Below are 13457 nucleotides of genomic sequence, written 5' to 3'. Positions count from 1 at the left end.
ATCATCGCCGCTATCCGGGATCGCCCACAGACTAACCGGTTTCATCGGCATGGACCTCAGCATTTACACCAAGCGCGCTTCAACATCTCCAGAACATCTCCATAACAATAACCGCGAAAAATGACGGTGAGTCATGTAAAGAAAAATGCGAAGCGCACACGTTTGAATAGTGTGACCAGGACGCGAACGCAGGCGCCGCCCTTGCTGCCTCGCAAACTTGTTGGCGGGAACCGCGTCGGTTACGCTTGCCGCTGGCCCTTTAATCCTGCGTACACACCATGAAAAAATTAGTCAGGCTGGAATTGCAGCAGATCCATCCGACGCAGATAACCGCAGGCATGCTGGAAGTCGATGAGAAACGCAAACACTTCGCCTCCCTGCCTGCGGAAGAATTGAAGCGCGCGCTGAAGGCCCTACCTATTCCGGCCGTGTTGGGCCGGGATGGCACTCACTTCGCGACCGATCACCATCACCTTGCGCGAGCGCTATTCGACGCCCAGATTAATTATGCTTACGTTGAGGTCATGGCCGACCTGTCGAAGCTGAAAGGCGACGCCTTCTGGCTGGAGATGGCAAACCGGCGCTGGGTGCACCCCTATGACGAGCACGGCATCCTGCATGGCGTTGCCGCGATTCCATCCAATGTATCGGGACTCATAGACGATCCGTACCGAAGCCTGGCAGCGTTTGTGCGCAACGCGGGCGGCTACATTAAAACGCCTGAACCGTTTGCCGAATTCCAGTGGGCGGACTTCTTCCGGACTCGCATCCGCTTGTGGAGCACGTCGTTTCAGTTCAACGCCGCTGTGCAGCAGGGGGTGCATCTTGCCAAAAGTCCAGACGCGTTGGTGCTTCCGGGGTTCTACAAGAGCAAGGTCAGCAGTGGAGTAAATCCACGCCCTTGAATGTGGGCGTGGTTCGCATCGGAAGCGGGAGGCTCGGATCTGCCTGGGGTAAGCGGGAGAGCGTCAAGCCGTAGAGCACCAAGCAAAAACGCCGTTGAACCCTCTGCGGGTCCAACGGCGTCAACCTACCTTCCAGCGAGCCTTGCGGCGTCCTTAATGTGCCAGGAACGAGCGCAGCTTCTCCGACCGGCTAGGATGCACGAGCTTGCGCATTGCCTTGCTTTCAATCTGGCGAATCCGCTCACGCGTCACATCGAATTGCTTGCCGACTTCTTCCAGCGTATGGTCGGAAACGGTGTCGATACCAAAGCGCATGCGCAGCACCTTCGCTTCACGCGGCGACAATGAATCGAGCGCATCCTTGATCGCCAGACGCATGTCGGCATGCATGGCGGCATCGGCCGGCGACTCGGTGTTCGAATCTTCCACCATGTCGCCCAGCGTCGTGTCGCCGTCTTCGCCCAAAGGCGTTTCGAGCGAAACCGGCTGCCGCGCAATCTTCAGGATGCTGCGAACCTTCTCTTCCGACAAATCGAGGCGAACCGCCAGCACCGACGGATGCGCTTCCTGACCCGTCTGCTGCAGGATTTCGCGCGATACGCGGTTCAGCTTGTTGATTGTCTCGATCATGTGCACCGGCACACGAATGGTCCGGCCCTGATCGGCGAGCGAACGCGTCACCGCCTGACGGACCCACCACGTGGCGTACGTCGAAAACTTCCAGCCACGGCGGTATTCGAACTTGTCCACGGCCTTCATCAAGCCGATGTTGCCTTCCTGGATCAGATCCAGGAAATGCATGCCGCGGTTCACGTACTTCTTCGCGATCGAGATCACCAGACGCAGATTCGCTTCCGTCATTTCGCGCTTCGCCTGACGCATCTTGTGCTCGGCGGACGTCATCTGCTTGTTCAGCGCCTTCAGTTGCAACAGCGGCAACATCAGGTTCGATTCGATCTGGATCAGCTTTTGCTGTTCCGCCTGAATGGCCGGCAGGCTGCGTTCCAGCGCCTTGCCATAGGCGTTCGACGCTGCAGCGTGACGGGTCGTCCACTCGAGATCCGTCTCGTGGCCCGGGAATACTTCCACGAACTTCTCACGCGGCATGCCCGCCAGATCGACGGCGATCTTCAGGATACGGCGCTCAATAGCGCGGACCTGCTCGACCTGCTCGTGGACCTCGGCGCACAACCGGTCGATCGTACGAGCGGTAAAGCGGATCGTGGCCAGCTCGCGCTGGATATGTTCCTGCACGCTCGGCCAGTCACCGGTGCGTGAATCGTCGGCGATATAAGCCGCATGGAACACGTCGAAATGGTCCCGCACGTTCGAGAAAATAGGCAAGCAGTCGCGCAGCAAATGCTTGAGGCGCGTTGCGTTCGCACGCGTTGCCTGCTCGTCTTCGGTCTCGCCGTCTTCGTCGTCGCTTTCCGACGCGAGTTCAGCTTCGTCGAGTTCAGCGTCCGAGTCGGCATCCGCCGGCACCGCGTCTTCGTCCAGCGTGGTGTCCTTGAAGCCATCGACCAGTTCGTCGATGCGCAGCTCGCCCGCGACAATCTTGTCCACGGTCGTGAGCAGCGTGATCACCGTCGACGGGCACGTGAATGCCGCCTTGATCATCTCGCCGAGGCCATCTTCAATGCGCTTCGCGATTTCGATCTCGCCCGCACGGGTCAGCAGTTCGGTGCTGCCCATTTCGCGCATATACATACGCACGGGATCGGTCGTCCGGCCGAATTCCGAGTCGACGGTCGCCAGCGTGACTTCCGCTTCTTCGTCCGATTGCTCGTCCGACACCGCCGTGGGGGCGGAATCGTTCAGCAGCAATGTTTCCGAGTCCGGCGCTTCTTCGTAGACGGCCACACCCATGTCGCGGAACGTGCTGACAATGGTTTCGATAGCCGACGTCTGAGCAAAGTTACCCGGCAGGTGATCGTTGATCTCTGCGTGGGTCAGGAAGCCTTGCTGTTTTCCCAGTTGAATCAACGCCCGCATCTGGCGTTGACGCTCATCGGCCTGCTCGGGCGAGCAGACGCTTTCGTCCATTGGGCGCGACAACTTGTCGGCAGACCCACGGCGGGCTTTCGATTTTTTTGCAGGAACGCCGTTGCCGGCGGTAGATTCGGTTGGATCAAAACTTGTCATACATTTCCTCGACAGCTTTGCTCTGTAATGACAAACCAGTGCACAAGCGGTTAGACACGAGCACTACCGTGACGACCAACGGGATCATCACCTCGGGTTCAGCTATTCAGCTTATTCAGCCAATTCGATGCGCTGATTCGAGCAAAACTGAATCAGTTTGGAGGCGGGACGCGCTAACGAGCGCAGTATTCGCGCGGGTCGTACAGTTTATAGCAACTTGCTTGCGGCTAGTGCGGTAAACGCCAATATCAGGCGTATCTAGTAGCCGAGCGCAGCAAAACTACAACATTTAGCTCGGACAAGCACTCATTTGCGGACGATTTAGCCCGAATCAAGACCGCAAAAGCCGCATGCAGCCGCTCATCGAGCCTAAAAAACGCGGCCTTATTCCGACCCTGATTAATGCCTTTGCTCAATGATGGGTCGATTCTCGACGACTTTGCCGCCGCTGAGGCGTTTTTTTTCGGGCGGCAGGCTTCTCCCGTCATTGCGACCCGCTCCCGCCGACTATCTGATCGGCGATAACGCCTATTTTAATCGCATTACGATTAAACACATTTCAATGCGATTTTTTTCTCCCTATGCTGTTTTTCAGACGCGGCGTTTCCGCTGACCCGTTGCTGGTCCGGGAGGCCGCCAGTGCCTATCGAGGAACTCGACATGAAGAACGTCACGGCGTTGATCGCAGCCCTGGAAGCGGAACTCGGCGCCGATGCGGTGCTGACGGCCGAATCCGACCTCGCGCCTTTCACGGAAGACTGGCGAGGCCGCTACAAGGGACCGGCTGCGGCAGTCGTCCAGCCGTCGAACACCTCGCAGGTGTCGGCCGTCGTGCACCTGTGCGCGGCGTACGGCGTCCCGGTCCTGCCGCAGGGCGGCAACACCAGCCTGTGTGCGGGCGCGGTGCCGGCAAACGCGGGCCTGCCGCCGGTCATCGTCAATCTGACGCGCATGCGGCGCATCCGCCATATAGATGCCGCCAACGGCTCGATGGAAGTCGAAGCCGGCTGCGTGCTGAAAACCATCCAGGACGCAGCCGCGGCCGAACAACGCCTGTACGCGGTCAGTCTGGGCGCCGAAGGCTCGTGCCAGATCGGCGGGAATTTATCGACGAATGCGGGCGGCACTGCGGTCCTGCGCTACGGCAACACTCGCGACAACGTGCTGGGTCTAGAGGTCGTACTCGCCGATGGCACCGTCTGGAATGGTCTGCGCGCCTTGCGCAAGGACAACACGGGGCTCGACCTGAAGCACTTGTTCATCGGCACGGAAGGCACGCTGGGGATCATCACCGCGGCTACGCTAAAGCTGCACCCGTTGCCTGTTCAACACGCGCTCGCGTGGTTCGCGCCCGTTGATCCCGCCGCCGCGCTGCACATCCTCGGGATGTTCCAGGCCGCGTGCGGATCGCGTCTGAGCGCCTTCGAGATGATCAACCGCCGCCAGCTTGAACTCGTGGTCGAGCATGTTCCCGGCCGCCGCAATCCGCTCTCGGAACTGCATGAATGGCACGTGCTGGTCGAACTAGGAGACACCCACGGCGGCGAGGAAATGGCCGCGTTGATGCAGCAAACGCTCGAACACGCAGCCGTTGCAGGGCTGATCCACGACGCCGTCCTCGCCAGCAACCAGACACAACGCGCCGCGCTCTGGGAAATTCGCCATAGCGTGTCGGAAGCCAACAAGAAAGCGGGCGTGGGCCTGACGACCGACTGTGCGGTGCCGGTGTCCGCGGTGCCCCTGTTAATCGAGCGTGCCACGCAAGCGGTGCATGCCATTGTTCCCGGGCTGGACATCATCGTGGTCGCGCATCTTGGCGACGGCAACGCGCATTTCATCCCTTTCTTCACCTTCGACGCCTGGCGCCAACTCGCCGATCGTTCCGCGATGGCCAACACCATGCGCCGCTGCGTGAACGACGTAGCGCATGAATTACGCGGCACGTTCAGCGCGGAGCATGGCGTCGGGCAAACCGGGCTGCCGGAAATGGCGCACTACAAATCCGCGGCTGAACTCGGCCTGATGCGCGCGGTGAAGAACGCGCTCGATCCGCACAACCTGTTCAATCCGGGGCGTTTGCTGCCCTGAGTTTTTGGTTACCTTAGAACTAACCGATCCAGGCCAGGAAGAAGCCAGGACGTTCGCATCACAGCGTTTCTGTTTCTATCCACACCCTTGGAGCCGACATGAAAAAGCAGCCCGCACGCGATGAGATCCAACCGCTTCAGCAACCCGGCCGCCGCACGGTCATCAAGACGGCTGTCGCCAGCGCCGCGGCGGTGGCGTTCCCGTTCGTCTGGACGCCATCGCGCGCGGCAAGCAAGCGGATCGTCATTCGCGACGATGGCGGCATCTACACCAAGGCGTACGGCGCGGTTTTCTACAAGCCCTTCACGGAGAAGACAGGAATTGAAGTGATCGGCGTGCAGGCTAACGCTGAACCGACCGCCCAGATCAAGAGCATGGTCGAGACCGGTAGTTACACGTGGGACATGGCCAAGATCAGTCAGCCAGCTATCCTCCTGTTGACGGGCGGCGGCAAGGAATACCTGGAGAAGCATGGGCTTGAAGCCGATCCGGTGATTGCGAAGATTCCACCGCAATACATGTCGCCGTATGGCGTCGGCACCAACATCTATACGACCGTGCTCGCGTATCGCACCGATGCCTTCAAGGGCCGCAAAGCCCCCAATTCATGGGCCGATATGTGGAACGTCAAGGACTACCCGGGCCGTCGCGGCCTGCGCAAGTATCCGTTCGATACCTTCGAAGAAGCGATGATGGCAGACGGCGCGTCGCCCTCGCAGGTCTATCCGGTCAACTTCGACAAGGGCATCGCGAGCCTCGACAAAATTTCCAGGCACGTCGATGTATGGTGGACCACGGGTGCGCAAGTCGAACAGATGCTGGGCTCCGGTGAAGTCGACATGATCAGCACGTGGGTATCGCGGGCGCAATCGGCTATTGCGAACGGCGCGCCGGTGGCGATCGTCTGGAACCAGAACATCTGGGGCGTCGACAACTGGTCGATCCTCAAAGGCACGCCGAACGCGGCCGCGTGCCGCGAGTTCATCAAGTTTGCGTCCGATCCAAAACGTCAGGCCGCGCTGGTCGAATATTTTCCGGCCGGTGTTACGCAGCCCGAAGCATTTAACTATATCAAGCCGGAGATTGCGAAGAATTGCCCGACGTTCCCGGAGAACATGAAGAACGGCCTGCATATCGATGCGAAGTTCTGGCAGGAAAAACAAAGCGTCGCGCTCGAACGGTTCAATAGCTGGATCCTGACCTGAGCGCTGTTTTCATCGCGTTCCTTTTGTGTTTTCACCGCCACGGATGCCGATTCCATGTCTGCCTCGAATCTTCAAATCACGGGACTGTGCAAGCGTTATGGCGACTTCGTCGCGCTCGCGCCGATCGATCTCGATGTCGCCCAGGGCGAATTCCTGACCCTGCTCGGACCCAGCGGCTCAGGCAAGACAACGCTGCTCAGCCTGATCGCGGGACTGGCACAGCCGGACGATGGCCAGGTGCGGATCAATGGGGTCGACGTGACGTATGGAGCGCCGTATGAGCGGGACCTCGGCATGGTGTTTCAGAACTACGCGCTGTTCCCGCACATGACGGTAGCGGAGAACATCTCGTTCCCGTTGCAGATGCGCAAGACCGACGCCAAAGCGACGCGCGAGAAGGTCATGCAAGCACTTGAGATGGTGCATCTGCCGCATGTAGCGGGGCGTTATCCGCGTGAATTGTCGGGCGGTCAGCAGCAGCGGATTGCACTCGCGCGCTGTATGGTCTACCGCCCGTCGATCATCCTGATGGACGAACCGCTCGGCGCACTGGACAAGAAATTACGCGACCAGATGCAACTGGAAATCAAGCGGATTCATCGGGACCTGGGCACTACGATTGTCTACGTCACGCACGATCAGGAAGAGGCGATGACCATGTCCGACCGCATCTGCCTGATGAACGCCGGATCGATTGCGCAACTCGGCACGCCCGCGGATCTGTATTTCCGCCCGAAGAGCGTGTTTGTCGCGGATTTCCTCGGCGAATCGAACCTGCTCGATGCAGTGGTCACGGGGCGCAGCGGCGATCAGGTACAGATCAGCGTGCAGGGTGGCGCGAACGTCAACGCAATGGCGTACGACTCCGTGATTCGAGACGGCAAGCCGGTGAAGCTGATGTTGCGTCCGCAAAACCTGCAGATCCACGATGGGCCGCCGGCCGCGTCGATCAACGGCGGGACATTGTCGGCGAAGCTCACCGACATCATGGTGACCGGCAGCATGACGAAGCTTTATCTGCAGTCGCATATCAGCGACGCCCCGCCGCTCGTCGCGGCTTTCCCTACCAACCGGCTCGGCCGCCAGTACGAGATCGGGCAGACGCTCGGGCTTTCGTGGCTGACTGCGGACGCTGTTGCCATTGCGGGGTAAGAGATGAATCGTTCCGTCCTGACCGCCGAGCAAACGCATCCGGACGCGCCGCCGCCACGCCCTGCCCGATGGCGCGCGTGGTTGCGACCCGGCGCAATGAGCGCACCGATCATCGTGTTGCTGCTGGTGATGCTCGTGTACCCCGTCGGCCAGTTGTTGCTGCTCAGCGTACATAACGACAGCGGCTTTACGCTGGTTGAATACAAGCGGCTCTTTGCATCGTCGGTATATGTGGATGTATTGCTGATCACGCTGAAGATCTCATTGTGGACGACCTTCTTCTCCGTGCTCACCGGTTATCCGATCGCGTATCTGATTTCATCGCTGACGCGGGAGCGCAAGAACCGCCTGTTGTTCTGGGTCTTGCTCTCCTTCTGGACCAGCTTTCTCGTGCGTACCTTTGCATGGGTCTTGCTGCTCGGGCGCAACGGCGTGATCAACCAGGTGTTGCTTGGACTTGGCATCATCGACCGGCCGTTGAGCCTGCTCTATAACTTTTCCGCCGTGATCGTGGGCATGGTCCACGCGCTGATGCCGCTCGCGGTGCTGACCATGCTCTCGGTAATGGAGAACATCGACCGCCGCTTGCCAAGTGCTGCCGCCACGCTCGGCGCGCGGCCGGGCACGGTGTTCTGGAAGGTGTATTTTCCGCTCTCGCTGCCGGGCGTTGCCGCGGGCGCGTTGATGGTGTTTGTCACGGCTATCGGCTTCTTCATTACGCCCACGCTGCTCGGCGGACGACATCAGACCATGATTACGCAACTGATCATCGACCAGGTGATGCAGGCGTTGAACTGGGGTTTCGCAGGGGCAATCTCCGTGCTGTTGCTGGCAGTCGTGCTGCTCGTGTTCCTGATCTACGACCGCATGGTTGGGCTCTCCACGATGGCTGGCGGCAGCTCGGCCGCGCGTGGTCCAAAGCACGGCGGCGGCTGGAGCCGCATGCTGGGTGATGTGATCCTGACCGCGCTGGGCAACGCGACCGATGCGGTAATCAGTCTATTTCCCAAACGTCGCAAACGCCGTGCCGCCAACGGCGAAAGCCTGACGTTGCGCGTGGTGGTGATCCTGCTACTTGTCTTCCTCAGCGCGCCTGCGTTCCTGATGATTCCGCTCTCGTTCGATTCCGCGTCCGGTCTCGCGTGGCCGCCGCATGGTTTCTCGCTGCAGTGGTATCGGCAGATCACTGATTCACCGTTGTGGATGCAGGCCATTACGCGCTCGATGCTGGTGGGTATCGGCACCGGCATTCTCTCGATGCTGATCGGCACGCCCGCTGCGTTTCTGCTGGTGCGCGGCGGCATGAAGGGCAAGGCGGCCATGCTCGCTTTCATCCTCGCGCCGATCGTGGTGCCCCGCATGATCATTGCAGTAGGCGTGTTCTATTTCTTCGCGAAGATCGGCTTGATCGGGTCGTCGTTCGGCCTCGTGCTGGGACATACCGTGGTGGCTGTGCCTTACGTGGTGATCACCATGATGGCCGTGCTGCGCAACTACGACACGCGACTTGATCTGGCCGCGCATAGCATGGGCGCACGGCCGTGGGCCACGCTGCGCCTCGTCACGTTCCCGATTCTCGGTGCGGGGTTGATGTCGTCGTTCCTGTTCGCTTTCGCTACCTCCTTCGATGAACTGACCATTGCGTTGTTCTCGTCGGGCGGCTTGAGCACGACCTTGCCCAAGCAGTTCTGGGACGAAATCACGATGCAGATTTCACCGGTCATTGCGGCCGTTTCCACGTGCCTGTTCGTCTTCATTGCAGCCTTGATCTGGGTGGCGGACCGGTTGCGCCGCCGCAGCCTTGCTTCTTGAATAACCTTGTTTTCCAGGACTAACTCATGCTTTCAGCACATCAACTGCGTGGCGTCTTGCCGGCCATTCCGACTCCCGTCAATCCCGACGACACCATTAATGCCGACGCCGCTCGCGCGCTCATGCGCTATCTGCTGAAACAAGGCGTGGACGGTGTGGTGCCGCTTGGCGGCACCGGCGAATATGGCGCGTTATCGCGCGCCGAGCGCATTCGCATGGCCGAGATCACGGCGGAGCAGGCAGCGGGCAAGATCCCCGTTGTCGCGGGCGTGCTCGACCCCGGTTATCACGATGCGATGCAAGCGGGAAAGGACTTCGCTCGGGCCGGCGCCGATGGTCTGCTCGTGCTGACGCCCTACTACACGAACCCGACGCAAGGCGGGATTCGCGATTACTTCATGCGTTACGCCGATGAATCGCCGCTGCCGATTCTCATCTATGAAATTCCGTACCGCACGCGGATTGCGATTGCGCCCGAGGTGCTGCACGAGTTGTCGAGGCATGAGCGGATCATTGGCATGAAGGCGTGCAACACGGACATGTGGCATTTTCTGCGCACCGTTGCGGGCGTGGATGAATCGTTCGCGGTGCTGAGCGGTGAGGATACGTTGTTCCCATTGCACGTGGTGGCCGGTGCGCGGGGCGGGATTGTCGTCACGGCGACGTTGCTGCCGACTGCGTGGCGAAAGATTTATCAACTGGCTTCGGAGGGGAAGACGCAGGAAGCCTTGACATTGCATCGCTCGCTGATTCCGCTGATGAACATGGCGTTCGCCGAGACCAATCCCGGGCCGATGAAGTCCGTGATGGACCTGATCGATGTGCACGCGCCTGCGATGCTTGCGCCGCTGGTTCAAGCGGAGGCGGAGTTGTCGGGGCGGTTGCGCGTGGAACTGGAGAAACAACTTGATTTGTTTGAACGTGGGTAGGGTTAGGGGGCGGGGGGCGGTTCTGGGGTTAGGGGGCAGGGTCGGCGGTTCTGGGGCTAGCGGTCGGAGTCAATGCCGGGGGGGTGGTTTTTGGGTTAGTGGTCGGGGTCAATGCTGGGCTGCTGCTTTCGGCGTTGGTGGTCTGCCTGACTCGGATTTTCTCTTTATCACTGTTAGCCACTGTGCGTGGCGGCACGTCATTTCTTTGTCCAAAGCGACAAAGAAACGAAGCAAAGAAAACGCTTTAACCGCTCTACCCTAAGTGTCCACAGCGTGCAGTTTCTATTCATAGGTGCCCCAAAAGCACGGTGCTCGCCAGAGCGGAGGATGTGTGAACCCCTCCTTCTCGCGAATCCTGACATGAACACGCTTCGCCCCGTACGCTCTCGGGCAAGCACCATTGCCAAGGAACCACCACGGCCTCACGCGTCTTTTCGGTTTCGTTTTTTGGTGGGTTAGCTGCCTGGGCTGCGCGGTCATATTCGTGGATCGCAGCCTGATCCGTAGCAGCTTGACGCGAATTACCGCTTCGAGTTTTAGTGAATTGGCTACGTTCTCCATACGATTATTTTCGTTGATTACTGCCTTAAGCATCTTTGGGGTTTTGATACGTTGCGGGTTGGCCGCGTGGTTCGACGAGAGTACAAATTCGGAGGGAGGTTCCGCGGATAGCGCGGGGTGCTCCTTGGGCAGGTTCAATCACTGGTGGCGAAGCGTGTGGGTATCGGTGTTCGGAGAAGGAGGGGTTCACACATCCTTCGCTCTGGCGAGCACCGTGCTTTTGGGGCACCTATGAATCAAAACTGCACGCTGTGGACACTTAGGGTAGCGCGGTTGGAAAGCGTTTTCTTTGCTTCGTTTCTTTGTCGCTTTGGACAAAGAAATGACGTGCCGCCACGCACAGTGGCTAATAGTGATAAAGAGAAAATCCGACTCTCGCAGACCACTAACGCCGAAAGCACCAACCCGGCAATAACCCCGACCGCTACCCCCCGGAACCGACCACCCCAGCATCGACCCCACCCCCAAGAACCCCAAAACCCACCATCACCCCCAAGTGCGAACAAAGACCAATCCCCAAAACCCCTCAACGCTTGTAACCCGCCAACCGCGCTTTCGAAATCGACGTCGCAGCGACCTGCACATGCTGCGCGAGTTCGGCTTCCACTCGTTCGATCGACCACCGCGACGTCGGCACCGAAATATTGATCGCAGCAACGGCCATACCACCGTGATCCGTGACCGGCGCCGCGACGGAAATATCGCCGAGGACCGTCTCGTTCTCAATCACCGCGTAACCCCGCCGCGCGACCTTGCGTACGCGTTCAAGCAGTTTGTCGGGATGGATTTCTGTGTAGTGCGTGAGCGGGTCGAGCCGTGTTTGCGCCAGGATCTCGCGCACGCGCTCGTCCGACAAACGCGAAAGGATTGCTATGCCCGCAGCAGTGAACATGGCCGGCAAACGAGCACCAACCACAATGTCGATGTTCACCAGATGCTGCCCCGGAAAACGCGCGACAAACACGATCTCGTGGCCATCGAGTTCCAGCAGGTTGGTGGTTTCGCCAAGACGACGACTGATATCGAGCAGATACGGCGAGGCTTTGTCGATCAGTTCGTTGGCCCGCACGTAGTTGTACGAGAACTGCAGCACCTTCGTCGTCAGGCCGTAGTTGCGCGTTTCGGGCACACGATAAAGATAACCGAGCGCTTCGAGCGTATGAACAAGGCGCTGCGTCGCGCTGCGGTCGAGACCGGACGCGCGGGCGATATCGACGAGTGTCATATGACGGCTCGGACCGTCGAAAGCATGCAGGACCTGGAAGGCTTTTTCAGTCGATCCAACGAACAACGACGAGCGCGCGGCCCTCGTTTCGTTCGGCTCTTCGGGCGTGCCAGCGGCGCTTTTGGACATGCTTGTGGGGGCTTTGAAGGTATCGGATCGTAATTATCTCAATTGTAGTGCAATCGAATCTCACGTTTATGGTCGATTGCCAGTTCGTGGAGCATTGATGCTTGCCTCTGTCGCTGAATACCGGATCGCTGCACAACGGCGCCTGCCGCGGCTTGCGTTCGACTACCTGGAGGGCAGCGCCGAAGACGGCGACGCGTTGCGGCGCAATATCGACGCGTACGGGCAGTGCCTGTTCAAACCCCGTGTGCTCACCGACGTGTCACGCTGTTCAAGCACTACGCAATTTTTTGGACGCGAAGCGGCCGCGCCGCTGATCGTGGGACCGACAGGTCTGAACGGACTCTTCTGGCCGCGCGCCGACGAACTGCTCGCACAAGCCGCGAGCCGCGCGAACTTGCCGTTCGTGTTGTCGACGGCATCGACGTCGCTGCTGGAGGATGTGCGCGCCGCCGCACCGCACGGTGATCTATGGATGCAGCTCTATGTGCAACAGGATCGAGGCATTGCAGAAGACCTGATGCGACGCGCAAGCGCTGCAGGTTATTCAACGCTGGTTCTCACCGTCGATGTCCCCGTGCACGGCAAGCGCGATCACGACACGCGCAATGGTTTCCGCTTGCCGTTGCGCCTGTCGCCCAGGCTCCTCGTCGATTGCCTGACGCATCCGCATTGGTGCTGGCAGATGGCGCGCGCGGGTTCTCCGCAATTGAAGAACATCGCGAAGAGCGTGGGCGAGCATGCGGATTTATCGCGTCATGCCGCCATGCTGAGCCGGCAGATGGACTTGACGCTGGGCTGGCGGGATCTGGAGTGGATACGGCGGCACTGGAGCGGCAAGGTGATCGTCAAGGGCGTCATGGGTGTGGAAGACGCGCTGCTGGCCGTGGCGCATGACGCGGATGGCGTGGTGATATCGAATCATGGGGGACGGCAGTTGGGGAGCACGTTCGCACCATTGGAGTTGCTGCCGGGAATCGTTGCGGCGGTACGCGGAAAGACGGAGATTTTTATCGATGGCGGCGTGCGGCGCGGCAGCGATGCACTGAAGGCGGTCGCGTTAGGCGCGCGCGGAGTGCTGCTCGGGCGTGCTCCGTTGTATGGACTCGCTTCGCGCGGAGCAGCCGGGGCCAGCGAAGTGCTCGCGCTGATGATGGACGAGATGCTGATTTCGCTGCGGCTGCTGGGGTGCCAGGGGATTGGCGATCTCGGTCCGGCGTTTGTCGGGCGCGATGGTTCGCGTGGCGCACGCTTGGTTTAGACAACGCAGTCAGCCAGCCCTTTATAATCCCGGTCGCCGGAGCGCGTT

9 protein-coding genes are annotated in these 13457 nt (G+C 59.9%); 7 read left to right on the top strand and 2 right to left on the bottom strand.

Annotated elements, in window-relative coordinates; genetic code table 11:
• Positions 1-278 precede the first annotated feature (278 nt).
• Positions 279-905: a ParB-like protein gene (locus ACSQ36_RS35600; protein ID WP_436185710.1), complete on the top strand. Its 627-nt coding sequence runs from the start codon at positions 279-281 to the stop codon at positions 903-905.
• A gap of 153 nt (positions 906-1058) precedes the next feature.
• Here the strand turns inward: ACSQ36_RS35600 and rpoD are convergent, their stop codons facing one another.
• Positions 1059-2951, bottom strand: coding sequence for an RNA polymerase sigma factor RpoD (gene rpoD / locus ACSQ36_RS35595; protein WP_436186455.1), 1893 nt, complete (start codon positions 2949-2951; stop codon positions 1059-1061).
• Between the two features lie 759 nt (positions 2952-3710).
• On the opposite strand from rpoD, the gene ACSQ36_RS35590 reads away from it, so the two are divergent.
• From ACSQ36_RS35590 to dapA, 5 genes are all read left to right on the top strand, one after another.
• The gene (locus ACSQ36_RS35590; protein ID WP_436185709.1) at positions 3711-5138 is read left to right on the top strand and encodes an FAD-binding oxidoreductase; all 1428 of its coding nucleotides are present in this window, start codon (positions 3711-3713) and stop codon (positions 5136-5138) included.
• A gap of 98 nt (positions 5139-5236) precedes the next feature.
• The gene (locus tag ACSQ36_RS35585; RefSeq protein ID WP_436185708.1) at positions 5237-6343 is read left to right on the top strand and encodes an ABC transporter substrate-binding protein; all 1107 of its coding nucleotides are present in this window, start codon (positions 5237-5239) and stop codon (positions 6341-6343) included.
• A 54-nt stretch (positions 6344-6397) separates the two neighbouring features.
• Positions 6398-7495, top strand: coding sequence for an ABC transporter ATP-binding protein (locus ACSQ36_RS35580; protein WP_436185707.1), 1098 nt, complete (start codon positions 6398-6400; stop codon positions 7493-7495).
• A 96-nt stretch (positions 7496-7591) separates the two neighbouring features.
• Positions 7592-9307, top strand: coding sequence for an ABC transporter permease subunit (locus ACSQ36_RS35575; RefSeq protein ID WP_436186454.1), 1716 nt, complete (start codon positions 7592-7594; stop codon positions 9305-9307).
• 26 nt (positions 9308-9333) lie between these two features.
• Complete coding sequence (gene dapA / locus ACSQ36_RS35570; RefSeq protein ID WP_436185706.1) at positions 9334-10236, top strand: 4-hydroxy-tetrahydrodipicolinate synthase; 903 nt, start codon at positions 9334-9336, stop codon at positions 10234-10236.
• A 1087-nt stretch (positions 10237-11323) separates the two neighbouring features.
• Here the strand turns inward: dapA and ACSQ36_RS35565 are convergent.
• Positions 11324-12151, bottom strand: coding sequence for an IclR family transcriptional regulator (locus ACSQ36_RS35565; protein ID WP_436185705.1), 828 nt, complete (start codon positions 12149-12151; stop codon positions 11324-11326).
• A gap of 97 nt (positions 12152-12248) precedes the next feature.
• Here ACSQ36_RS35565 and ACSQ36_RS35560 point away from each other — a divergent pair, with 97 nt between their 5' ends.
• Positions 12249-13409: an alpha-hydroxy acid oxidase gene (locus ACSQ36_RS35560; protein ID WP_436185704.1), complete on the top strand. Its 1161-nt coding sequence runs from the start codon at positions 12249-12251 to the stop codon at positions 13407-13409.
• Positions 13410-13457 lie beyond the last annotated feature (48 nt).

Origin of the sequence: Caballeronia sp. LjRoot34 (genome assembly GCF_964253815.1) — a bacterium.
Taxonomy (GTDB): domain Bacteria; phylum Pseudomonadota; class Gammaproteobacteria; order Burkholderiales; family Burkholderiaceae; genus Caballeronia.
Note: the sequence above shows the minus strand (reverse complement) of the source record. Positions and strands in the feature narration are given on the sequence as shown.

What these genes read in the sequence shown, in the direction of transcription:
- ACSQ36_RS35575 (WP_436186454.1), top strand. Translation starts at nt 7,592, where the DNA reads ATGAGCGCACCGATCATCGTGTTGCTGCTGGTGATGCTCGTGTACCCC.
- ACSQ36_RS35590 (WP_436185709.1), top strand. Translation starts at nt 3,711, where the DNA reads ATGAAGAACGTCACGGCGTTGATCGCAGCCCTGGAAGCGGAACTCGGC.
- ACSQ36_RS35585 (WP_436185708.1), top strand. Translation starts at nt 5,237, where the DNA reads ATGAAAAAGCAGCCCGCACGCGATGAGATCCAACCGCTTCAGCAACCC.
- ACSQ36_RS35580 (WP_436185707.1), top strand. Translation starts at nt 6,398, where the DNA reads ATGTCTGCCTCGAATCTTCAAATCACGGGACTGTGCAAGCGTTATGGC.
- ACSQ36_RS35600 (WP_436185710.1), top strand. Translation starts at nt 279, where the DNA reads ATGAAAAAATTAGTCAGGCTGGAATTGCAGCAGATCCATCCGACGCAG.
- ACSQ36_RS35560 (WP_436185704.1), top strand. Translation starts at nt 12,249, where the DNA reads ATGCTTGCCTCTGTCGCTGAATACCGGATCGCTGCACAACGGCGCCTG.
- ACSQ36_RS35565 (WP_436185705.1), bottom strand. Translation starts at nt 12,151, where the DNA reads ATGTCCAAAAGCGCCGCTGGCACGCCCGAAGAGCCGAACGAAACGAGG.
- rpoD (WP_436186455.1), bottom strand. Translation starts at nt 2,951, where the DNA reads ATGGACGAAAGCGTCTGCTCGCCCGAGCAGGCCGATGAGCGTCAACGC.
- dapA (WP_436185706.1), top strand. Translation starts at nt 9,334, where the DNA reads ATGCTTTCAGCACATCAACTGCGTGGCGTCTTGCCGGCCATTCCGACT.